The organism is Paraburkholderia sp., from assembly GCF_036488795.1.
Classification (GTDB): Bacteria; Pseudomonadota; Gammaproteobacteria; order Burkholderiales; family Burkholderiaceae; genus Paraburkholderia.
Genome location: NZ_DASXHA010000050.1, coordinates 29941 through 53028 on the forward strand (window position 1 = coordinate 29941; position 23088 = coordinate 53028).

General features: G+C 63.4%; 15 protein-coding genes. 2 read left to right on the plus strand and 13 right to left on the minus strand.

The features are described from left to right. Positions 1 to 325 precede the first annotated feature (325 nt). The 11 genes from VGH41_RS06115 to VGH41_RS06165 form a co-directional block, all read right to left on the minus strand. Complete coding sequence (locus tag VGH41_RS06115) at positions 326 to 1771, minus strand: NAD-dependent succinate-semialdehyde dehydrogenase (RefSeq protein ID WP_331596455.1); 1446 nt, start codon at positions 1769 to 1771, stop codon at positions 326 to 328. A 161-nt stretch (positions 1772 to 1932) separates the two neighbouring features. Continuing rightward, complete coding sequence (locus VGH41_RS06120) at positions 1933 to 3567, minus strand: efflux transporter outer membrane subunit (RefSeq protein ID WP_331596456.1); 1635 nt, start codon at positions 3565 to 3567, stop codon at positions 1933 to 1935. Next, on the minus strand, positions 3564 to 6890 hold the full coding sequence (locus VGH41_RS06125) for an efflux RND transporter permease subunit (RefSeq protein WP_331596457.1): 3327 nt from the start codon (positions 6888 to 6890) through the stop codon (positions 3564 to 3566). Before VGH41_RS06125 ends, VGH41_RS06120 begins: the two co-directional genes overlap by 4 nt. After that, positions 6887 to 10018, minus strand: coding sequence for an efflux RND transporter permease subunit (locus VGH41_RS06130; RefSeq protein WP_331596458.1), 3132 nt, complete (start codon positions 10016 to 10018; stop codon positions 6887 to 6889). The genes VGH41_RS06125 and VGH41_RS06130 overlap by 4 nt, the downstream gene beginning before the upstream one ends. Before the next feature lie 18 nt (positions 10019 to 10036). Next, positions 10037 to 11350, minus strand: coding sequence for an efflux RND transporter periplasmic adaptor subunit (locus VGH41_RS06135; protein WP_331596459.1), 1314 nt, complete (start codon positions 11348 to 11350; stop codon positions 10037 to 10039). Positions 11351 to 11931: 581 nt separating this feature from the next. Then, positions 11932 to 12123, minus strand: coding sequence for a hypothetical protein (locus VGH41_RS06140; protein ID WP_331596460.1), 192 nt, complete (start codon positions 12121 to 12123; stop codon positions 11932 to 11934). A 34-nt stretch (positions 12124 to 12157) separates the two neighbouring features. Beyond that, positions 12158 to 13156: a cytochrome d ubiquinol oxidase subunit II gene (gene cydB, locus VGH41_RS06145; protein WP_331596461.1), complete on the minus strand. Its 999-nt coding sequence runs from the start codon at positions 13154 to 13156 to the stop codon at positions 12158 to 12160. 61 nt (positions 13157 to 13217) lie between these two features. Then, complete coding sequence (locus VGH41_RS06150) at positions 13218 to 14606, minus strand: cytochrome ubiquinol oxidase subunit I (RefSeq protein WP_331596509.1); 1389 nt, start codon at positions 14604 to 14606, stop codon at positions 13218 to 13220. Positions 14607 to 14782: 176 nt separating this feature from the next. Then, a complete protein-coding gene (locus VGH41_RS06155; RefSeq protein WP_331596462.1) occupies positions 14783 to 16114 on the minus strand; it encodes a TAXI family TRAP transporter solute-binding subunit in 1332 nt (443 codons plus the stop codon). Then, positions 16111 to 16476 (minus strand): hypothetical protein, encoded by a 366-nt coding sequence (locus VGH41_RS06160; protein WP_331596463.1) that lies wholly within the window; start codon positions 16474 to 16476, stop codon positions 16111 to 16113. Before VGH41_RS06160 ends, VGH41_RS06155 begins: the two co-directional genes overlap by 4 nt. A gap of 324 nt (positions 16477 to 16800) precedes the next feature. After that, entirely contained in the window at positions 16801 to 17364 is a 564-nt protein-coding gene (locus VGH41_RS06165; protein WP_331596464.1) for an acyloxyacyl hydrolase, read from the minus strand. 868 nt (positions 17365 to 18232) lie between these two features. On the opposite strand from VGH41_RS06165, the gene VGH41_RS06170 reads away from it, so the two are divergent. Together VGH41_RS06170 and VGH41_RS06175 are read left to right on the plus strand one after the other, a co-directional pair. After that, a complete protein-coding gene (locus VGH41_RS06170; protein WP_331596465.1) occupies positions 18233 to 19339 on the plus strand; it encodes a porin in 1107 nt (368 codons plus the stop codon). Positions 19340 to 19488: 149 nt separating this feature from the next. Next, positions 19489 to 20442 (plus strand): oxidoreductase, encoded by a 954-nt coding sequence (locus VGH41_RS06175; protein WP_331596466.1) that lies wholly within the window; start codon positions 19489 to 19491, stop codon positions 20440 to 20442. Positions 20443 to 20514: 72 nt separating this feature from the next. On the opposite strand, the gene VGH41_RS06180 is transcribed toward VGH41_RS06175, so the two are convergent. Both VGH41_RS06180 and VGH41_RS06185 read right to left on the minus strand, forming a co-directional pair. Continuing rightward, positions 20515 to 22005, minus strand: a complete 1491-nt coding sequence (locus VGH41_RS06180) for an MDR family MFS transporter (protein ID WP_331596467.1) — start codon at positions 22003 to 22005, stop codon at positions 20515 to 20517. 324 nt (positions 22006 to 22329) lie between these two features. Then, positions 22330 to 22737 carry a PPC domain-containing DNA-binding protein gene (locus VGH41_RS06185; RefSeq protein ID WP_331596468.1) on the minus strand — a complete coding sequence of 136 codons (408 nt, stop codon included), beginning with the start codon at positions 22735 to 22737 and terminating at the stop codon, positions 22330 to 22332. Between the last annotated feature and the right edge of the window lie 351 nt (positions 22738 to 23088).

Below are 23088 nucleotides of genomic sequence, written 5' to 3' on the forward strand. Positions count from 1 at the left end.
GCATGGGTGGCACGCGAGTGCGTCGCCGGCGTCGATCGAACGATACTTCGGCTTACGAAAACCGAGTCTGCTGCATGGCTTTATAACGGCTCGAGCGGGGATTTCTTTAGCGGGATCGGGGTCGCGAAAGTGTTCTCTGGAATGACATGGGAAGCCGCGCTGCATCGCATGTGAGGGCGGCCGTAGGGTTCGGCGGCGCATAAAAAATGGCCCCGTGCAAAGAGGGGCCATTCAGTTTTAAAGCGCGCCTGGTGCGGAATTCATGTGGCATCGAAGCAGCTTTGAATCAGCTTTGAAGCGGCTTTAAGGCCGCTTCAAATTCCGTTTATGCCGACATCACCGACACCGCCTTGGTCACCAGGTAAGCTTCCATCGCTTCCGGTCCGCCTTCCGAACCATAGCCGGAATCCTTGACGCCGCCAAACGGCATCTCCGGCGACGGCGTGGCGGGCTGGTTGATCCACAGCATGCCCACTTCCAGTTGCTGCGACAGCAGATGCACGTTGCTGAACGACTTCGTGAACGCGTAGCCGGCGAGCCCATACGGCAGGCGACTCGCTTCGGCAATCGCTTCTTCGAGCGTGTCGAAGCCGCGCACCGCCGCGACCGGGCCGAACGGTTCGTTGTTGAACACGTCGGCTTCGAGCGGGACGTTGGTGAGCACGGTCGGCGCGAAGAAGTTGCCTTCCGAACCGACCCGCTCGCCGCCGGTGGCGACCGTCGCGCCAGTGGCGCGCGCGTTGTCCAGCACCTTTGCCATGGCCGTCAGACGGCGCGCATTGGCGAGCGGCCCAAGCGTGGTGCCTTCGGCAAGGCCGTCGCCGAGTTTGAGACCCTCGGCATGCTTGACGAGCGCCGCGACGAATTCTTCGCGGATGCTGTTGTGCACGAGAAAGCGCGTCGGCGAAATGCAGACCTGTCCTGCGTTACGGAATTTCGCGCCGCCCGAGGCCTTCACGGCGAGCGCGACGTCGGCGTCTTCGGCGACGATGACCGGCGCGTGACCGCCCAGCTCCATGGTGGCGCGCTTCATGTGCGCGCCGGCCAGTGCAGCCAGTTGCTTGCCGACCGGCGTCGAGCCGGTGAACGTGACCTTGCGGATCACCGGATGCGGAATCAGGTAGCTGGAAATTTCAGCCGGATCGCCGAATACGAGGCCCACGGTGCCAGGCGGCACGCCGGCGTCGACGAACGCCTGCAACAGACCCGCCGGCGACGCCGGGGTTTCTTCCGGCGCCTTGACGAGGAACGAGCAGCCGCTCGCGAGCGCCGCGCTCAGCTTGCGCACGATCTGGTTGACCGGAAAATTCCACGGCGTGAAAGCGGCCACGGGACCGATCGGTTCCTTCAGCACGAGTTGCTGCGCAGCGAGGTTGCGCGACGGCACGATGCGACCGTAGACGCGGCGGCCTTCGTCAGCGAACCATTCGATGATGTCGGCGGCGGCCATTACTTCGACGCGCGCTTCCGGGAACGGCTTGCCCTGTTCCTGGGTCATCAGGCGGGCGATGTCGGAGGCGCGTTCGCGCACGAAGCCGGCGGCCTTGCGCATGGTGGCGGCGCGCTCATTGGCCGGGATCTTGCGCCAGGCTTCGAAGCCCTTTTGGGCCGCGGCGAGCGCGCGGTCCAGATCGGCGACGCCTGCGTGCGCGACCTTGCCGATGGGCTTGCCGGTGGCCGGATTGACGACGTCGAGCGTCTTGCCGCTGGCGGCGTCGCACCATTCGTTGTTGATCAGGAGACGGGTATCGGTATAGCTCGATGTGGCCATGCTGGATTCCTCTGTTGGGGGAGCGACTGGCCGCGCGCGTCGCGAGATGCGCGCGGTCGGGAATAAGCTGCTCAGAGGATCAATCTTAACGGATTGTTGAAGATGGCACAGGCGGCGAGGGCGCCCGGCTGCCCGCTCAGCCCGTCATACCGGGCGCGTGCTTACGGCGTCTTCGCTGCGGCACCCTGCGTGGAGGCGTCGCCCGTTTGCACGGGCGCGGCGTGTTGTGCTACCGGATGCCGTGGGTCGTGCAGGTCGCCGGCCGACCAGCCGCCGCCCAGGTCGCCGAACAGAGAAGCCGCATCCAGCAGGCGCGACTCCTGCACGTTCAGCGCGGTCTGCTGACTGCTCAACTGCGTGGCCTGCGCGGTCGCCACCGTCGTGTAGTCCACGGTGCCCGCCTGATACTCGTCAAGGGCAATCTCGGCGCCGCGCGTCGCATCGCGCACGGCATTGTCCAGCACGACCGATTGCTGCGCGAGAATCCGCAGCCCGGACAGATCGTTTTCCACGTCCTGGAAGGCCGTCAGCACCGTGCCGCGGTAATTGGCGACTGCCGAGTCGTAGGCCGCCTTCGCCGCGTCCACGTTGGCGCCGCGCAAGCCGCCGTCGAAGATGGTTTCGGTGGCGCTGCCGCCGAGCGACCACACGTAGTTGGCCACGTGCAGCAGACCGGACAGCGGCGACTGCGTGAAGCCGTCGAGGGCGGAGATCGACACCGCCGGGTAGTACGCCGACACGGCCACGCCGATCGCCGCATTCTGCGCGGCCATCTGGCGCTCAGCCGTGGCGATGTCGGGGCGGCGCTCCAGCAGCGTCGACGGCACCCCGACGGGAACCTCGGGCAACGCGGGCATGGCGGTGCTGTGCGGGATCGACAGCTCTTCCGGGTTCTTGCCCACCAGCACGGCAATCGCATGGGCGTCTTGTGCACGCGCCACGCCGAGCGCGATCAGGCTGGATTGCGCCGCTTCGAGCTGGGTGCGTGCGCTGACCAGGTTGGACGGCGGAATGGTGCCGGCCTTGTCCTGATCGGAAATCACGTCGAGAAAGTGCTGATACTGCACGACCGTTTTCTGCAGCAGATCGATATTGGCGTCGCTCGTGCGCAGTTCGATGATCGCGGTGGCGAGCGCAACCTGTTCGGCAAGGGTCGCGTTGGCGAGGGTGGCCTCGCTCGCCTGGGCGGTGGCGGAGTTCTCCTCGATCGTGCGGCGCACCTGGCCCCACAGGTCCGGTGCCCAGTCGATATTGCCCTCGAGCGAGCCCGAGTTGAAGATGCGGGCCGAGCCGCTGCTGAAATTGCCGGTCGTGCCGCCCGTGCTGAACGAGCCGGTGTTGGCCCGCTCCCTGGTGGCCGATCCGGTCACGCCGATGGTCGGGAACAGACCGGCGCGCGCCACGCGCACTTCGGCCAGCGCTTCCTGATAGTTCGCGTAGTCCTGGCGCACGGTCTGGTTGGAGACCGACACCAGCGGCTCGAGTTCGTCGATCAGCGGATCGTTGAAGCTGGTCCACCACTGGCCTTTCGGTCCGGCCGCGTCCGGTTGCGCCTGAGTCCAGCCCGGCAACTCCGCGTAGGTCGCGGGCACGTTGACTTGCGGCCGGTGGTAGTCGGGTCCGACCATGCAGCCGCTGAAGAGCAGCGCGAGCGCCGCGACGGCCAGCGGCCGCAGCGGCCCAAGCCTGCCGAACCGGCGCGCTGCGCCTTGCCGGCTGGCTTGATGAGTGGCCGCTCGGGTAGTCTTCAGGGTGCCGGCAACCCCAGCGCGTGTAGAGGAAATCTTCATGGTCATGCCTTCGTATCCGGTTGTCCGGGTTGCTCCGCGTCCCGATTCCATGGCAGGCCTGCGGACCACCTGACCAGCTTGCCCCGCAGGCGGTCGAGGTAGAGGTAGATCACCGGTGTCGTGTACAGCGTAAAGACCTGGCTCAGGATCAGGCCGCCCATCACCGTGATACCGAGTGGCTGACGCAACGACGCGCCCTGGCCGATGCCGATCGCAAGCGGCACCGCACCGAGCACCGCCGCGAACGTGGTCATCATGATCGGCCGCAGCCGCACCACCGCCGCGGCGTGGATCGCCTCCTTGGCGGGCATGTTTTCGCTGCGCTGCATCTGGATAGCCACGTCCACCATCATGATGCCGTTCTTTTTGACGATACCGATCAGCAAGATGATGCCGATCAGCGCGATCACCGAGAAGGGCGTGCCAAAAATCAGCAAGGCCAGCGTCGCGCCGATGCCGGCCGACGGCAGCGTCGACAGAATGGTGAGCGGGTGGATCGAGCTTTCGTACAGCACGCCGAGCACGATATACACCACGCCGAGCGCCGCCAGGATCAGCAACGGGATCGTGCCCATCGACTGCGAGAAGGCCGCCGCGGCGCCGGCAAACGAGCCGTGCACGCTGGCCGGCATGCCGATGTCGCGGATCGTCTCGTCAATCGCCTGGCCCGCCTGGCTGAGCGATCCGCCCGGCGGCAGGTTGAACGAGATCGTCGCGGCCACGAGGCCGCTCTGGTGGTTCACCTGAGTCGCCGTATGGCTGTTCGCAAACGACGCGAGCGCCGAAAGCGGCACCATGGTTTCCGCCGAGGTGCTGTCCGCGCTGCCGGTCGAACTGCCGCCCTTGCTGTTGGAGATGCTATTGGTGGTCGCATTCGCCTGGGCGTTCGAGTTGAGCGAGTTGGTGTTCGACGTACTGCTGGGCGAGCTTTCGGCAAGCGTGGGCTTGACGCCCGACACCGTGCCGCCCGGCATCTGCGTGCCCGCCGTGCCGGTAGCATTACCCGCCGCCGTGCTCAGGTATATCTGCTGGAGCGTCTGCGGATACTGCCAGTACTGCGGCGCCACCTCCATCACCACGAAGTACTGGTTGAGCGGGTTGTAGATGGTCGACACGCTGCGCTGACCAAATGCGTCGTACAGCACGTTGTCGATCTGGTTCGGCGCAAAGCCATAGCGCGCCGCGGTCGCACGGTTATATGTGACATAGGTCTGCAGACCGTTTTGCTGCAGGTCCGAGTTCACGTCCTGCAATTGCCCGCGGTCTTTATTGAGCGCCGCCACCAGCAGCGGCGTCCACTTGAAGAGGGCGGCCGAATCGTCGCTGGTGAGCGTGTACTGATACTCGGCGGCCGACTGCCGTCCGCCGATGCGCAGGTCCTGCTGTGCCTGGATGAACAGGCGCGCGCCCGAGACCTGGTTGAGCTTGGGCCGCAGACGGTTGACGACCTCGGTGGCGGTGACGTGGCGCTCGGCGAGCGGCTTCAGTTCAATGAAGACGTTCGCCGTATTCAGCGCGCGGCCGCCGGTAAAGCCCGCCACCGAAAGAACCGCCGGATCCTTCTGCACGATCTCCTGCAACTGCTCGAGCTTCTTTTCCATGGCCGGGAACGAAATGCTCTGGTCGGCGATGATCTGACCAATCAGGATGCCGGTGTCCTGCTCCGGAAAGAAGGTGGCCGGCAGCAGCTTGAACAGGAACACGTTGCCGATCAGCAGCCCGAACAGCACCAGGATCACCAGCAGCGAGTGATCGAGCACCGCCGCGAGCGAACGCGAATAGGCGTCCTTGAAACGGTCGAATAGCGACTCCACCCAGCGCGCCCAGCGGGCTTTCGAATGCCCCGAGTTGTCGCGGCTCAGCACGTAGGCACACATGGCCGGGGTGACCGTGAGCGAGATCACGAGCGAAATCAGGATCGCGATAGAGAGCGTGACGGCGAACTCATGGAACAGCAGGCCGACCACGCCCGGCATCAGCATGATGGGCAGGAACACGGCGATCAGCGAAATGCTCATCGAGATCACCGTGAAGCCCACCTCGCCGCTGCCTTTGAGCGCGGCCTCCCTGGGACTCATCCCCGCCTCCATGTGGCGCACGATGTTCTCGAGCACCACCACCGCGTCGTCGACCACGAAGCCGGTGCCGATGGTGAGCGCCATCAGCGAGAGGTTGTCGATGCTGTAGCCGAGCAGGTACATCGGCCCGAAGGTGCCCACGATCGACAGCGGCAGCGCGACCGCCGGCACCAGCGTGGCGCGCGGCGACTGCAGGAAGATGAACACCACGCCCACCACCAGCAGCACCGCGATGAACAGCGTGCGTTCGGTATCGCCCACCGACGAGCGGACCGACTCCGAGCGGTCGATCGCGACGCGCACATGGACGCTGCTCGGCAGCGTCGCTTCGATCGCCGGCAGCACGTTTCTGATCTGCGCGACCGTGCTCACGACGTTGCTGCCGGGCATCGGATAGACGATCACCAGCACGGCCGACTTGCCGTTGTAGAGCCCCGCGTTGCGGATATTTTCGTTGGAATCGCGCACCTGCGCGATATCGCGCAGCACGACCGGCGCGCCGTTCCGGTAGGCGACCACCAGATCGCGGTAGGGCGCCGCTTTCGTGATCTGGTCATTGGAGGTGACGACGTAGCGCTGGCTGCCCACGTCGAGGTGGCCCTTGGCGCTATCCGCGTTGGCCGCGGCGATCGCCGCGCGCACGTCCTCGAGGCCGAGCCCGTAGCTGTTCACCTTGTCCGGCTGCAATTCGACCCGCACCGACGGCAACGCGCCGCCGCCCAGCGTGATCTGGCCGACGCCCTGGACCTGCGAGAGCTGCTGCTGGATCACCGAGTCCGCCGAGTCGTAAAGCTGGGCCTTGGTGAGCGTGTCCGAGGTCAGCGCCAGCACCATGATCGGCGAGTCCGCCGGGTTGTACTGGCGGTAGGTCGGGTTGCTGCGCAGCGTGGTCGGCAGGTCGGCGCGGGCCGCCTGGATGGCCGCCTCGACGTCGCGAGCGGCGCCGTTGATATCGCGGTTCAGTCCGAACTCGACCACGATCATCGAAGTGCCGACCGTGTTCACCGAGGTCAGCTCTTCGACATCGGCGATCGTGCCGAGCCGCCTTTCGAGCGGTTCGGCCACCGTGGATGCCATGATGTCCGGGCTCGCACCGGCCATCTGCGCCTGCACCACGATCACCGGAAAGGCAATGTTGGGCAGCGGCGCAACCGGCAGCCGGAAATAGGCGAGCGCCCCGGAGATCAGGATCGCGATCGCCAGAAGCGTGGTCGCGACCGGGCGCCGGATGAATAACGCCGAGATGTTCAAGGCGCGTCCTCCGCCGCATCGCCAGGTGGAGTGGACGGTGCATTGCGCTTGCGCCAGCGGCTAAAACGCAGCGCCATGCGGTCGAAGAACAGGTAGATCACTGGCGTGGTGAAGAGCGTGAGCATCTGGCTCAAGGTCAGACCGCCGATGATCGCGAGGCCGAGCGGCCGGCGCAGTTCCGAGCCGGTGCCGGTGCCGAGCAGCATCGGCAGGGCGCCCAGCATGGCGGCGAGCGTCGTCATCAGGATTGGCCGGAAGCGCAGCAGCGAGGCTTCGAAGATCGCCTCGCGCGGCGGCTTGCCGTGGTTGCGTTCGGCGTCGAGCGCGAAGTCCACCATCATGATGGCGTTCTTCTTGACGATACCGATCAGCAGCACGATGCCGATGATGCCGATCACATCCAGGTCGCTGCCGGCGATCATCAGCGCAAGCAGCGCGCCGATCCCCGCCGAAGGCAGCGTGGAGAGAATCGTCACCGGGTGGATGAAGCTCTCGTACAGCACGCCCAGCACGATATACACGGCGACCAGCGCGGCGATCAGCAGATACACCTCGCTCGACAGCGAATCCTGGAATGCCTGGGCCGCGCCCTGCAGCGACGAGGTAATGGACGGCGGCAGGTTCACCGCCTGTTCGGCCGCCTTGACGTCCTTGACCGCCGTGCTGAGCGAGGCGCCCTTCGCGAGGTTGAACGAAATCGTGACCGACGGGAACTGCGCCAGATGGCTGATCACCAGCGGCGACTTGGTGATCTGGATATCGGCGATGCCCGACAGCGGCACCTGGCCCGTGCTGCTCGTCTGGCTCGGCAGATACAGATCGCCGAGCGACTTGACGGTGGGCAGCGACTCGGGCTTGGCGACCAGAATCACCCGGTACTGCGCGGACTGCTCGAAGATGGTCGAGACGATCCGCTGGCCGAGTGCGTCATACAGCGCGTTGTCGATGGTCGCCGGCGTAATGCCGAAGCGCGCGGCCAGTTGCCGGTTGACCTGGACGTTCACGCTCAGGCCGTCGGTATTCATGTCGCTTTGCACGTCGGCGAGCGAGGGAATCTGCTTCAGGCGTGCCACCAGTTCCGGCACATACTTCTGGAACGCCTGCTGGCTCGGGCCGCGCAGCACGAAGCTGTACTGGTTCGGCGAAACCGTGGTGTCGAGCGTCAGATCCTGTTCGGGCTGCATGTAGAGCCGCACGCCCGGCACCTCGGCGACCTCCTGCTGCAGACGCCGGGCAATCTCCTGCGCGGTATCGGAGCGCTTGTCGCGATCGCGCAGATTGATCAGGAAGCGGCCGTTGTTCAGCGTCGAGTTGGTGCCGTCGATCCCCACGTAGGAGGTGAGGGAGGTCACATCCGGATCTTTCAGGATCGCGTCGGCGAGCGCGCTCTGGCGATTCACCATGGCCGAATACGAGACCGAGTTGTCGGCGACGCTGATGCCCTCGATCACGCCGACGTCCTGCACCGGGAAGAGCCCCTTCGGAATCACGATGTACAGCACGGCGGTGAGCACGACGGTGCCGACCGCCACCATCAGCGTGAGCACCTGGTGGTCCAGCACCCAGCGCAGTCCGCGCTCGTAGGCATTGAGCGTCTTGTCGAACAGGCCTTCGCTGATCCGCTCGAAACGGCTCGGATGGCGCTCGGCCTGGGCTCGCAGCATGCGCGCGCAGAGCATCGGCACCACGGTCAGTGAGACGACGGCCGAAATCACGATGGTCACCGCGAGCGTCACGGCGAATTCGCTGAACAGACGCCCGATGACGCCGCCCATGAAGAGCAGCGGAATCAGCACGGCTATCAGCGAAATGGTCAGCGACAGAATCGTGAAGCCGATCTGCCCGGCGCCTTCCAGCGCGGCCTCGAGCGGCGTCTTGCCTTCCTCCAGATAACGCACGATGTTCTCGATCATCACGATCGAGTCGTCGACCACGAAGCCGGTGGCGATAATCAGCGCCATCAGCGAGAGGTTGTCGATCGAGTAGTTCATCTGGTACATCACGGCCAGCGTGCCGATCAACGAAACCGGTACGGACACGCTCGGAATCAGCGTGGCCGGCACGTTGCGCAGGAACACGAAGATCACCGCGATCACCAGCACGATGGCGAGGATCAGCTCGAACGCCGCGTCGTGGACCGACGCGCGGATCACGCCGGTACTGTCCGACACCACCGTGACCTTCATGCCGGCCGGCAGCGTCGATTCGAGCTGCGGCAACTGCTTCATGATCTGGTTGACGGTGGCGATCACGTTCGCGCCAGGCTGGCGCTGCACGTTGAGGACGATGGCGGGCGTGCCGTTGTACCAGGCGCCGCGTTCGACGTCCTGGGCGGCCTGGCTCACCCGCGCGACGTCGCGCAGGAACACCGGCGCGCCGTTCTGGTAGGCGATCACCGTGTCCAGGTAATCTTTCGGGTCGCTGATCTGGTCGTTGCCGTTGATGGTGTAGTCGAGTTCCGGGCCGTCGAAATTGCCCTTCGGCTGACTGACGTTGACGTAACTGAGCAGCGTGCGCAGATCGTCGATATTCAGGCCGTAGGCGGCCAGCTTGTGCGGGTCCGCTTCGACGCGGATGGCCGGCACGTTGCCGCCGCTGGTGGTCACGACCCCCACGCCCGAGACTTCGGAGATTTTGGTGCCGAGCCGGTTGTTGGCGACGTCCTCGAGCTGCGTGAGCGACATCGACTTCGAGGTCACGGCGAGCGTCAGGATCGGCTGGTCGGCCGGATTCACCTTCGCGTAGGTCGGCGGACCCGGCAGACCCGACGGCAAGAAGCTGTTGGCGGCGTTGATGGCCTGCTGGACGTTCTGCTCGGCGACGTCGAGATTCAGCGACAGGTCGAACTGCAGCGTGATGACCGACGCACCGTCCGAGCTGTACGAGGTCATCTGCTGCAGACCGGGAATCTCGCCCAACTGCACTTCGAGCGGCGCGGTCACGGTGGTGGCCATCACGTCCGGACTTGCGCCCGGATAGAAGGTCTGCACCTGAATGGTCGGATAGTCGACGTTGGGCAGGGACGAGACCGGCAACACCCGCATGGCGACGAGGCCCACCAGCACGAGGGCGATCATCAGCAGCAGCGTCGCTACCGGTCGAAGAATAAACAGACGGGAAATATTCATCGGCGCGAGGGTCTGCGGCTACGAAGCAGCATCGACCGACGCCGCGGATGCCGCAGCGGGCCCCGAAGCACCGTGGCCATGCCTGTGCTGGCCGTGCGCGGCGGACCCGCCGGCGCCGGCTGCCGCACCCGAGGCACCCGAAGCGCCGCCGGCTGCAGCCGAAGCACCCGAAGCGCCGCCGGCCGCCGCCGCGCGGGAGCGCGGCCTGATCTTGGCACCGTCGTTCAGGCGGTCCGTGCCGTCCGTCACGACCACGTTGCCTGCCGACAGGCCGGACAGGATGACGGTGTTCCTGCCGTCGCTCGGGCCGAGCGTGACCTTGTGCACGGACACCGAATTGTCCGCGTTGACGAGGTACACATAGTCGCCGGGTGCGCCGCTTTGCACGGCGGGCGTGGGCACCAGCACCGCATTTTCCATGGTGTCGACCAGCAGCTTGATGTTGACGAACTCGTTGGGGAACAGCGCCTCGTCGTCGTTGGCGAAAGTGGCGCGTAAGGTGACCGTGCCGGTACTCGTCGCCATCTGGTTGCTCACGGCATACAGCGTGCCGGTGGCGATCTGCTTGCTGTTGTCGCTGCTATACGCGGTGACGGGCAAGGTGGCGCCGGCGTTCAGGCGCTGCACCACCGAGGCGAGCGCATCCTGCGGCACCGTGAATTGCACCGTAGTCGGCTTCACGGTGGTGATGACGACGATGCCGGTGGTCGACGAGGCCGTCACGTAGTTGCCCGGGTCGACGAGGCGCAGGCCGACCTTGCCGGCCACCGGCGCGGTGATGCGGCAGTAGGCCAGATCGAGGTCGAACTGGGCAATATTGGCGAGATCCACCTTGACCGCTGCCTCGTCCTGCTGGACGAGGAACTGCTGGTCCGTGAAGGTCTGCTCGGCGATCGACTTGCGCTCGTTCAACTGGGTGAAGCGGGCGAGGTCCGAGCGGGCCTGGGCGAGCGAGGCGCGGTCCTTGGCGAGGGTCGCCTCGGCCTGCTGCTTGTCGATCTCATACTGGCGCGGATCGATCTGCGCAAGGAATTGCCCCTTCTTGACTTCCTCGCCTTCGTGATAGCCCACTTCCGTCAGGTAGCCGCTCAGTTGCGGCAGCACGGTGACGGTGGCGACCGGCGTGACCGTGCCGAGTTCGCTCAGGGTGACCGGCATCGAGCCGAGGGTTGCGCTCGCAACGGTGACGACGAGGGGCGCGGCGCCGCGCGCGGGCTTCTTCTGGGTCAACAGGTGGACAACGACAAGCGCGATCAGCGCCAGCACGATAACCACAAACAGGATGAGCCCGCGTCGGGAGCGCTTTGGCTGCTTGGACACGGCTTCGCTCATAGGTATCTCCGAAAACAGATGCTGCCGTTGATGAGTGGGCGGGGAGTGATCCTCAGCCAGGACTGCGGAAAAGTGCCACGATTCCCACGCGTTGTCACCATTGATCGAGCCCTTTGATAGTGTGTTATGAAGTTGTAAGCCACTCTGGACTAATGGAGGATGGGAATAATGAAAGAGTGAAAGAATGAATCGCGACAATGTACCTGCCTCGCGCGAGACTTGAGTTACACGAGTGCAACATTGTCGAGCCCTGAAATACACCGGCGCAGGTTTTTCGGCGTCGGGTTCGCGCCAACCGGCGGCTGGACGCGGGGCCCGCCATTGGAATCCGGTCGCAACGAACTGTAATACAGGTCGAAAGCCCGGTGAAGTATGCGGGACATTGAATTGACTTTTGAACTGCGCAACCGGGTGAATTCGCGGGCTGTGGGTCCGCATGGCAAGCGTGAACTGCGGACCGGGCGGCATCTCCGGGTGGTTTCGCGTTTATTTCAGACTGCTTTCATTGTGTCGTCGGGCCATTGCATTGAATACCTGCCAGGCCCGACCGCGCGAACAACCCAGCCGGGTACGACTTCCGCTCAGTTCATGCACGCCTTCATCAGCAGACGGAACGGCAATGCGAGCAGCATCGCACCGGCCACGCCGGCGCACCATAGGGTGACGAACCAGAACACCCGTTTCAGGCGGGACGGCGCGTCACCCTGCATTGATGTGGATGACGGGCTCGCCGGGTGCGGCCTGTGCATCAGCGAAAATGGAAAGACCCGCATGACAGTGCTCCTTGTGCTGCGTGTTCGTGCACGGCTAGTGATACTTCGCGCCCGGCACGGACTTGCCTCTGAAGACGCGATACCCCACCGTCGTATAGATGAGGATGATGGGCAAAATGATCACCGCGCCCACCAGTGTGAACAACTGGCTCGCACGCGGCGCGGCCGCCTCGTCGAGCGTGATGACGTTCGGTATCGCGTACGGCCAGATACTCACCAGCAAGCCGATATAGCCGAGCAGGACCAGCAGCAGCGCCAGCACGAACGGCGCGTTGTCGTGATGGCGGCGCACCGCGCGCAGCATGAACAGCGCGACGACGGCAACGAGGAACGGCACCGGCAACAGCCGATACAGGAGCGGCGTGTCGAACCAGCGCCGCGCGATCTGCGCGTCGGTGAGCGGGGTCCAGATCGACACGAGCACCATGAAGCCGAGCAGCACGAATGTGAGCGGACGAATCACTTCGTGCAGACGGTGCTGGAGACTGCCGGTGGTTTTCATCACCAGCCAGCATGCGCCGAGCAGCGCGTAGGTCGCCATGAGTCCAAAGCCGGTGAGCAGGCTAAACGGTGTGAGCCAGAAGAATGACGGCCCGGCGAAACCGTTGTTCGCGACCGGCACGCCCTGCAGATAGGCCCCCAGGATGACGCCCTGAAAAAACGTGGCGCCTGCCGAGCCGGCAATGAACGCGAGGTTCCACAGATTCTTCGTACGGGTCGCCTTTTCGCGGATCTCGAACGACACGCCGCGAAAGATCAGGCAGACCAGCATGGTGACGATGGGCAGATACAGCGCGGACAGCACGATCGCGTACACGTCCGGAAACACCGCGAACAGCGCGGCGCCGCCCAGCACGAGCCAGGTTTCGTTGCCGTCCCAGACGGGCGCGATCGTGCTGATCATCAGGTCGCGCTCTTCGTCGTCTGGAAAGAACGGAAAGATCAGGCCGATGCCGAGATCGAAGCCGTCGAGAGCAACGTACATGAACAACCCTAACGCAATGATCGCGGCCCAGATAGTCGTCACGTCCATACCACGCTCCGCTTCAGATGATGGCTCGTTGATCCGCTCGTCGACGCACTGGTTGACGTCCTTACTCCACCGCGGCAAGCGGCCGGCGGCCGCTGCTGTTCACGCTGGCGCCCGGCACCGGCTGGGGGGCGCTGTCGTCGTGCGGCGGTCCCAGCCGCAACAGCTTCAGGATGTAGTAGATGCCCGTGCAAAACACCAGGAAGTAGACAATCACGAAGATCATCAGCGACACGCTGACGTCCTGCTGGGTCACGGGTGACACCGCCTGTGCCGTGCGCATCACGTTGTACACCACCCAGGGCTGGCGTCCCGCTTCGGTGGTGATCCAGCCGGCCAGCAGCGTGATGAAACCGGCCGGTCCCATGGCGAGCATGCAGCGCTGGAACAGCCGGTTTTCATAGACACGGCCGCCGCGCCGCAATGCGAGGCCAATCAGCGCGAGCAGGATCATCAGCATGCCGAGGCCCGCCATGATGCGAAAGGTCCAGAAGATAAGCGACGAATTCGGCCGGTTCTCTTTCGGAAATTCCTTCAGGCCTTGAATTTCGCCGTCCCATGTATGCGTGAGGATCACGCTGCCCAGATGGGGAATCCTGATCGCATAGCGCGTGACTTCGGCCTGCATGTCGGGAAAGCCGATCAGGTTCAGCGCGGTGCCGCCTTTTTCGGTTTCCCACAGACCTTCGATGGCCGCAATCTTCGCGGGCTGGTATTTGCGCGTGTTCAGACCGTGCTGATCGCCCACCACGGCCTGCACCGGCGCGAGCACGAGCAGCAGCCACAGGGCCATCGAAAACATGGTCTTCACAGCCGGATCGCGGCGCCCGCGCAACAGATGCCAGGCGCCCGCCGCCGCGACCACCAGCGCGCCGACGATAAACGCGGCAATCGCCATGTGCGCGAGCCGGAACGGGAACGACGGATTGAAAATGACCTTGAACCAGTCGACCGGTACGACGTGCCCGTGCTCGACGATGAATCCCTGCGGCGTCTGCATCCAGCTATTCGACGCGAGAATCCAGAAGGTCGAGATCAGGGTGCCGAGCGCGACCAGCAGCGTCGCGCCGAAATGCGCATGACGCCCTACGCGATCCCAGCCGAATAGCATGATGCCGAGAAAGCCGGCCTCGAGAAAGAAGGCCGTCATGACTTCATAGGTGAGCAGCGGTCCGGTGATCGGGCCGGCGAATTTTGAAAAGCCGGCCCAGTTGGTGCCGAACTGGTAGGCCATCACGACGCCCGACACCACACCCATGCCGAAGCCGATCGCGAAGACCTTCGACCAGAACAGGCACAGATCCTTATAGTGCTGCTTGCCGGTTTTCAGCCACGCGCCTTCGAGCACCGCCAGAAAACTGGCGAGGCCGATACTCATGGCCGGAAAGATAATGTGAAACGAGACGGTGAAAGCAAACTGCAATCGCGAGAGATCCAGTGCACTGAGATTCATCATCGTTCGCTCCAGTGGACGAGGGCCGTCTGGCTCGTAGCGGCGACCGCGCTGTCGACTGCCTGCGCGTGTGCAACTTATAGCATCTTATGCAGAAGCCTGCATTTCGGCGCTGCTCCGGTCCCTCTGGTACAGGTGTCGCGCGCTGCGTCGCGGCCCTTGAGGGGTGCGGTGTGTCAGGCCTGCCCGAGCCGTGCGCGCACGAAGCCGACATGTTCGCGCAACACGTACATCGCGTCGGCATACGCGAGCGGCATGCGCAGCTCGTTCAGCGATGCTTCGATATGATCGAGTTCGGCGAACAGCGCCTCGCGTTCGTCAGCCGACGGATTCTTCAACGCATCGCGTTCGATCGCGATCAGCGAACCGTAGTACCGGTAGATGCGCGAGCGCACGCGCCAGCGGTACAGCGCCGGAATCAGCCGCAGCGCGGGAAACAGCAGCACGGCCATCGGCACCAGCAGCACGAGGGTGCGGTCGCCGACGCTCGCAAGCCAGAACGGCAGTGTGCGGTACAGAAAACTTTTGCCGGTTTTGTAGTAGCGCTGCGCGTCTTCGCTGATCTGATATTCCCGCGCGACCGGACTCGGAAACTGTCCTGCCCGTTGCAGCAGGTTGGCCGTGCTGTGCACTTCCTGGGCGGCCTCGATCAGCAGATCGGAGATAGCCGGATGCAGACTGGTCCGGGCGACGAGTTCGACCGTGGGACTGATCAGATGCACGGTGAAGGGCGGGATCTTGCGTTTGAGATCGAGCACGCCGGGCGGCAGGTCGATCTCGTCGAGGTAGGGGAAAAGCCGCGTATAGGCGGCAGCTTCCGCGAAGTCCATCACGGAGATGCCGGGTACCCTCAAGAGGCGCAGCATCAACATGCGGGTTGCCGAATCGCCATTGAGGAGGGCGGCGTCGACCTGGCCGGAGACGAGTGCGGTGGCGGCCTGCAGACCGTCGTACGGCAACAGCGACGTGTCGCCGCCCGGGGTGATGCCGTTTGCCTGCAGCAGATCGAGCGAGAGCACGCGGGTGCCGCTGCCTTCGCGGCCCACCGCGATTCTTTTACCTTCGAGCTGCGACAGACCGGTGATGCCCGTACCGCGGTAGAAGACCACCACAGGGGCGTAGAACATGCTGCCGAGCGACATCAGGGAAGAGGTGTCGAGGCCGTCCGTCACACCGCCTTGCACAAAGGCGATATCGACGTGCTGTTTGGGGTCCAGCAGCCGCTGCAGGTTTTGCATCGAGCCGTCGGACTCCAGCACGTTCAACTTGACGCCGTTGCGCGCGAGCAGTTTTTTGTATTCCTCGGCGGCCACCCAGAAGGTACTGTCGCGCGGTCCGGCGCTCATCGTGATGGTCTTCGGCGGCGCGGGGTCGACCAGCCACACGACCAGCGTGACCGCGACCACCACCAGCAGCGCGATGGGCGCGAACGTCAGGGTCAGGTCGCGCAGGTCCGCGTGTGAATGGTCGCCCGGAAAACCTGGTGGACGCTGACGCTGGTGTTTCAATCGGCAATACGCTTATCCGCCAGCGCGCGCTGACAGTCGGTCAACACCTGCACGACCAGTCGCGCCTGGAAATTGAGGTCGTCCGTATCGAGGATTTCTTCGACGGCGTCTCGCGCCCATGCGGCGTCGACAAAGCACGCGTGCTGCTGGGCGATGTCCTGGGCGAGGGCGGAGAGCTTGGCGATGCTGAGCCAGTCAGCCTCGCGCGAGTGCCGGTCCAGCCATTTGTGGGCAGCCTGCACCTGGAAGGCGGCTTCCGGCCAGGACTCATTCAGATAATAGGCACCGAGGTTCCCGCAGGTGAGCCAGCAAAGCAGCTCCACGCGGTCACGTGGGCTCAGATGAAGGCGTACATCACTCATGGCGACGCTCGCTACGGTGAGTTGCGTTCGGTTCGCGACGGCGCACGAACCGTCCTGTGATGCTTACTATGTTTGATGCGACTCAACAATATCATGCAGTCGCCAGAAGCTGAAATACCTTCTTGCCATGAGTGGCAATAATCGTGCAGGTCGGCGCCTGTGTCCGTGAAAACCCTTGCCCGCTGGGCGTTTCAAGCAGGTGTCACGGCGCGTCGAGCGCGCCTCCCGGGGGGCAGGACGATCCTTCGCGCGCATGCGATGAAATCTGATTGTCAGGTTGGCGAGGCGCGCGAGCGTCATCGCCGCTCAAGCGGCGACTGACGTTCAGAAGTTGTACTGCAGATAGACTTCGCTGAAATTCGCGCCCGGATTCGGATGCTCGATGCCGGCATTCGAAATGTGCTGGAAGCGGAAGCCGGCCTGATATTGCTGATGGCCGCCGAACTGCGCGCCGACGCCCACCACGTCCGCAAACTGGAACGACGACGAGAAGGTCCGGTCGTCGGTCTCGCGTACATGGGACAACAGGCGTACGCCGACGCCGGCTTCGAAATACGGCCGGAACCAGCCCGCACTTTTGATGAAGCGGAATATCGGCGTGAGCCCGAACTCCCAGATGTTCGGATGCGCGGCGTGGTCTTCCTGGATGTCCCAATAGGCTACATGCGCTTCGCCGACCAGGCTGAAATGGAATCCCGCAATCTCCCACCAGTTCAAGCCGGGGTCCCAGACGAAGCCGAGGTCCGCTTTCTTGATGTCGTGATCGGCGACGCCGCCGGCAATCTGAACGCCGAACTGATCGGCATGGGCGGACGCTGCGCCGGCTGTGATTGCACAAACAGCAAGGGCGCGGATAAGTTTTCCCTGTGGAGACGTTTTTGTTCGCATGAGTTTTTCTCACAACTTTAGTGTTTATTAGAAAAGTTGCTTTGCAACCAGACCTGGCGCAAGAGGTATGCAGCCTCCACGCGTCTGCGCGCTTTCACGTCGGTTGCCACAAAAGCGTAACCGCATGTCGCAAAGTCTGCACGCCACGTGCTCAAGATATTGTTTAGATTGCCTTGTGCAATGTTTGCGCTTCAGTTCGATGCGGACCCGCCGGCTTTGCGTCCTGGGGCATGCTTAGCCGTATGCCTTGCGCTACCGCGGATCTCACTCGACTGGGTCTTAAGTATGAAGAACGGGCGAATTTTTCGAGCGGGGCGGCTCAGAGAAATCGTCAGGCCAGGGCAATGACCGTGTATAAGATTGCAAGGTTCGCAGGGGTACGTAGCCTGCGCGCAGGGGCACCGCCTGGTTTGACACAGCGTCCTGGTGCGGCTGTGGGTGTGGTTATGGTTGCGGTTGCCGCAAACCACAAGGAGCAGCATGTGGACGCATGAGGTCCGGAGCACCTGAGGTGCGCGGGCATCTTCGGACGCGATCGGATAGCGCGCTCCGGTCAATTAATACGGCATCCTGATGGACTGTGCCGGCGCGCGGTCTTCTGCCGGTTTTGCCGCGCGTACGTCACGTGGCCAGAGCAAATTAGCGCAATCGCGATTCGATGCGCATACAGTCAATAGTATTCAGGCGTTCTTGCATACGTTGACGCGTCAATAGCGTTGACGACCTTTTGATTTGACAGTAAGGTCAGCGGTTACACGCTCTGGTAATGAGTGGGTGCGGTAGTTACGGTTTCATTTGCAGTCAGGATGTCCAGCGTCGAGACAGAGCGCCCGGTACGGGCCAATCCACGAGATGGCACACGCAAAAAATGAGACTCCATAAAAAGCTCTCCGTTGCTTTACTACTGGCAAGTCCACTCGCTCATGCACAATCCACCGTCATCCTGTACGGCCGGCTCGACGCCGGGGTGCAATATCTGAATCACATTGCCAACGGCAATGGCGGCACCAACAGTCTATGGAGCGCCGAGGGCGGCGATTGGGGCACCAGCATGCTGGGCTTCAAGGGCAATGAGGACCTGGGGGGCGGCCTCAATGCCATCTTCACTCTGGAAACGGCACTGCAAATTCTCAACGGCACGACGGGCGGTGGCCGGCTATTTTCGCGGCGTGCGTTCGCTGGTTTGAAGAGCGATGACTACGGCACGCTGCAGGCCGGCCGCAATCTGTTCATCGACAGTGACGGCGTATGGGAATTCGACCCGTTCGTGCAGCAGGCGTTTTCATCGGCGTCGCTGGTGCGCGGCCGCAACTGGCAACAGACCAGCAATAACGTCGAGTATCACAGCCCGGTGATCCACGGCTTCGACGTGCAAACCCAGTTTGCCTTCGGTAATCAGGCCAACGGTTTCAACACGGGCGCGCCGGGCGAGTTCGGCCGCTCGGATGGAGTGATGGTCTCGTATCACTCCAAACTCCTGGACCTGCGTGGCATCTACGACGAACTGCGTGACGCCAACGGACAGATGACAAGTATCTTCACCAGTTCGCGCGAGTTTTTCCTCGGCGCGAATGTGCGCGTCGACAACTTCAAGATCCAGGGGGCCTATACGCACCTGGCCGCGCCGGACACGCCGCAAGGACTGGCCGACAGCGCCAATTACTACTGGCTTGGTGCAACGTATACGTTCAATCCCGCATGGGCGGTTACTGCGGCGGGCTTTTATGTGAACGTGGGCAGCGGTGCGGGCGATGCGCTGCACGATCCGTCCAGTCACGCCACGATGTACACGCTCGGCGCCACCTATAACTTCACCAAGCGCACCTTCCTCTATGGGACGGTGGCGTACGTCGATAACAGCAAACAGGCGAATTTCTCCCTGCTGGCGAATCCGCGTGAAGGGAGCTCGAGCACGAGTCCGCTGCAAGGCGAATCGCAGACGGGTGCCTATCTCGGGATCATGCATCTGTTCTGATAGGCCGCGAACCTCCGGGGCGAACGGAGGGTTATTGCGTCGTCATGCCGCGACGAAACGTTTCCCCTGTATTCATAGCCTGGTTCAGCGCGATTTTCCGCTTCGAGGTAGTCTCGCGTTAAATCGCATAGGACACAACCGGCACGACCATGAGCAGACAGTGGAACGTAGACGATATTGCCGCGCAGACCGGCAAACGAATTCTCATCACCGGTGCTAACAGCGGCATTGGCTATCATGCCGCCCGCGTATTGGCGAGCAAAGGTGCACAGGTCGTGCTCGCTTGCCGCGACGCACTGCGAGGCGAAGCGGCCTTGGCCCGCCTTAAGGCGGACGTGCCGGAGGCGCGAGCCGAACTGGCTCTGTTCGATCTTGCGTCCCTCGCGTCCGTTCGCTGGTTCGCGCAGAGCGAACTCGCAAGGCAACGCCCGCTGCATATGCTGATCAACAATGCCGGCGTGATGGCGCCGCCCAAACGTCTCGAAACGGCGGATGGCTTCGAGCAGCAGTTCGGCGTCAACCTGCTCGGCCATTTCGCGCTGACTGGGTTGTTGATGCCGGCGCTTGAACGCGCCGCTGACGCAGCGGGCAGCACAGGTGACAGGCCGCGTGTGGTGACCATCGCATCGATCGCGCACAAGACAGGGCAGCTCGACTTTGCCGACCTGCAGTCGGCGAAAAGCTATTCACCGATGCGCGCCTACCGGCAGTCGAAACTTGCCGATCTGATGTTCGCCTTCGAACTCGATCGTCGTCTGCGCGCTGCTGATTCGCGGGTGATGTCGGTGGCGGCTCATCCGGGCGTCGCACACACCAACCTGTTTGTCGCGGGCGAGCATCCTGCGATTGAAGTGGCGTTTCGCAATCTGGCAAGCCGACTGATCGGCGTCATGCTGAACAGCGCTTACGCGGGCGCGTTGCCGACGCTGTATGCCGCCACTTCCGCTGGCGTTCGCGACGGCGGCTACTACGGTCCGCAAGGTTTTCTGGAGGCGCGAGGGTACACGGTAGGCGACGCAAAAGTCGCTCCGCAGGCGCGTGATCCGCGAGCCGCGCAGCGGTTGTGGCAAGTGTGCGAAGAACTCACGGCAATCAGGTACTGATGCCGGCCGGATCACGGCATGCCAATCCGTCACGCATGCGGTGCGTTGAACACACCGTTACTCCAGAACGCCTCAGTGCGAGATGCCCGTGCTGCTCGCGGACGCTGGATTCGTCATGGCGATCCTGATAGCCGGCACGAGGATCACCGAGACGACGGCGAACGCGCAGATCACGAGTATCGACACGAAAGTCAGATGTAGCGATTGATGCAGCGCGAGCCGTACGGCCGCGCTGCCTGCCGTACTGCCGGACGCCGAATCTAGAATTTGCCGCAACTGGTCGGCCGTCACCGCGGCAATCCCTGACGAATGCGCGAGACCGTAGTTCAGCACCGCGCCGAACATCGCGGCGCCAAGCGTACTGCCCAGATTCCGCGAGAACAGATTGGACGCGGTGGCGCTGCCGCGCTCCGAAGGCTTGACGATCTCCTGGATCAGAATCAGCGAACTGACGCTGACAATGCCCATGCCGAGACCCATCACCAGAGAGCCGACCCCCGCAAATGCGGGCGAGCTGTCCGGGTTCAGCGTCGCAAAGAAAATCGCGCCCAGCGGTAAAAACACACTGCCGCCGATCAAGGTACGGCGCAATCCGAACCGGTGAAACGAGCGTGCCGCGAAGGTGGCGCCCGACGGCCAGCCCACCATGATCATCGTCAGGGCGAGGCCGGCCACGACCGGCGAGCGGCCCAGCACGCCCTGCACATACATGGGCAGAAAACTGGTGAGTCCCATCAGCGCCATTCCGGAGAGCACCGTTGCCGCATTGCACGCGGCGATGGGTCGATGGCCCCACAGCGCAAACGAAATCATCGGGTCGGCCGCGCGCCGCTCCTGCAGCACGAACAGCACCCCACTGACGACGAACAGCGCGAACTCGAATAACACCAGCGCGTTGCTCGAACTGCCGGCGTCGGTGAGTCCCATCATCAGCGCACCGATGGAAATCGTGAAGAGCGTGGCGCCGGCCAGATCAATGGAAGGGCGCGCGTGATGCTCATGTTCATGCAGAAACGCAATGAAGCCCGCTGCCGAGGCAATCCCGATCGGCACGTTGATCCAGAAGATCCACGCCCATGAGAGGTCGCGGATCAACAGGCCGCCGGCCATGGGGCCGATCACGGCGGCGATCGCCCAAACGCTCGCCAGATAGCCCTGGATCTTGCCGCGTTCGCGGGCCGGATACAGATCGCCCACGATCGTCAGCGTGACCGGCTGGATCGCACCGGCGCCCACCCCCTGTATCAGGCGAAACACGATCATGGCCGGCATGGACCATGCAAAGCCCGCCAGCACCGAACCCACCAGAAAAATGCCGATGCCCACCAGCACGACCGGCTTGCGTCCATAGAGATCGGCGAGCTTGCCGAACACCACGGTCATCGCGGTCTGGGCGAGCAGGAACGAAGAAAAAACCCAGCTATAGAGACGCAGGCCGCCAAGTTGCGTGACGATCTGCGGCATGGCCGTGGACACAATGGTTGCCTCGATGGCGACCATTGCCATGGAGGCCATGACCGCCGCGATCACGAGCGGTCGATTTGTCTTGGGGTGTTGTGACATGCCGTTTTGTAGAGAAAGTGTCCGCACGCCTTAGCAAGGCCGGATGCGGTGCAGGGGGCAATTGCGGGGCTAGCATCGGCGTGATGAAGGAAGGGCATGCGGCTACTTCGTCTCCGTCAATACGATGACGCTATTGTTGTGTTCGCTCCTGCGAGAATGAGAATGTTACCGCGTCATGCAATAGCTTGCTGGCGCGCTGACGCAAATATCGCAGTAGATGAGCGGTTAAAAATGCGGCGACCGGTACCGTCGCAATCTGCCAATGACCGCGCAAAGGCCTGTTTGACCGGGGTTTCACGCCAGTCGGAATAGACAGGCGAGAACCTATGCGCCGCGCGGTTCGGTATGAATCACCAGTTCCGGATAACCGGTGCCTGCATCGGGTTCGCGCGCAAACGTATGGTCAGGCAATAACACCAGCAGGATCTCTGCGGTCGTGCGCACGATACAGCCGCGCGTCACGTGCCCGCCATAGACCCTGCCGCTCGCGTCGGCCACCGACATATGCAGATGCGCGCCATCGGGCGAAACGGAACCGGCTAGCGTGAGGATTTCCAGATCGCCGCGCAGCTCGCTCGGATCGTCTGCGCCGGCATAACGCAGGTGCGCGACGTTCAGACTGCCGATGCCCTGAATCACGAAGGCTGCGTGCTCCTCCAACGTGTGCAATGCGGCTTCGAGTGTGACGCGCAGGTCGTCGCCGGGAGAAAGGCGCAACGGATGAGCTTGCATCGCTTGGCTCCGGGTGGAGGACGCGGGGACCGCTATGCCAGGTATTGTGCCATCGATACGCCAGCGGACCGTGTGGTCGCGGTGGCGTGTGAGCCTCGCACTATCGTACTGGTGTGCCGTTTCCCGCGCACGCCGATAGTGCAATGCACCATTGTTTTGCACCAGGGCGATTCTCGTACTGATTACTTCGGTGCGTGTTCAGGCCGGCACCGCGGGGCTCCGTGAGTCGCTTTTCAAGGCGTCCATGCAACTTCATGAAAGTTCTCTGCAAGGGCGCCAGGCCGCGTCGGCTGGTGCATGGCGGGAAACGCGCGCGTGCCTTCAGGTCTTCTTCCAGCGCCGCCTTGTTCA

Coding starts and splice junctions, on each gene's coding strand:
- VGH41_RS06115 (WP_331596455.1), bottom strand. CDS start 1,771: ATGGCCACATCGAGCTATACCGATACCCGTCTCCTGATCAACAACGAA.
- VGH41_RS06120 (WP_331596456.1), bottom strand. CDS start 3,567: ATGACCATGAAGATTTCCTCTACACGCGCTGGGGTTGCCGGCACCCTG.
- VGH41_RS06130 (WP_331596458.1), bottom strand. CDS start 10,018: ATGAATATTTCCCGTCTGTTTATTCTTCGACCGGTAGCGACGCTGCTG.
- VGH41_RS06135 (WP_331596459.1), bottom strand. CDS start 11,350: ATGAGCGAAGCCGTGTCCAAGCAGCCAAAGCGCTCCCGACGCGGGCTC.
- VGH41_RS06140 (WP_331596460.1), bottom strand. CDS start 12,123: ATGCGGGTCTTTCCATTTTCGCTGATGCACAGGCCGCACCCGGCGAGC.
- cydB (WP_331596461.1), bottom strand. CDS start 13,156: ATGGACGTGACGACTATCTGGGCCGCGATCATTGCGTTAGGGTTGTTC.
- VGH41_RS06150 (WP_331596509.1), bottom strand. CDS start 14,606: ATGAATCTCAGTGCACTGGATCTCTCGCGATTGCAGTTTGCTTTCACC.
- VGH41_RS06160 (WP_331596463.1), bottom strand. CDS start 16,476: ATGAGTGATGTACGCCTTCATCTGAGCCCACGTGACCGCGTGGAGCTG.
- VGH41_RS06165 (WP_331596464.1), bottom strand. CDS start 17,364: ATGCGAACAAAAACGTCTCCACAGGGAAAACTTATCCGCGCCCTTGCT.
- VGH41_RS06170 (WP_331596465.1), top strand. CDS start 18,233: ATGAGACTCCATAAAAAGCTCTCCGTTGCTTTACTACTGGCAAGTCCA.
- VGH41_RS06175 (WP_331596466.1), top strand. CDS start 19,489: ATGAGCAGACAGTGGAACGTAGACGATATTGCCGCGCAGACCGGCAAA.
- VGH41_RS06180 (WP_331596467.1), bottom strand. CDS start 22,005: ATGTCACAACACCCCAAGACAAATCGACCGCTCGTGATCGCGGCGGTC.
- VGH41_RS06185 (WP_331596468.1), bottom strand. CDS start 22,737: ATGCAAGCTCATCCGTTGCGCCTTTCTCCCGGCGACGACCTGCGCGTC.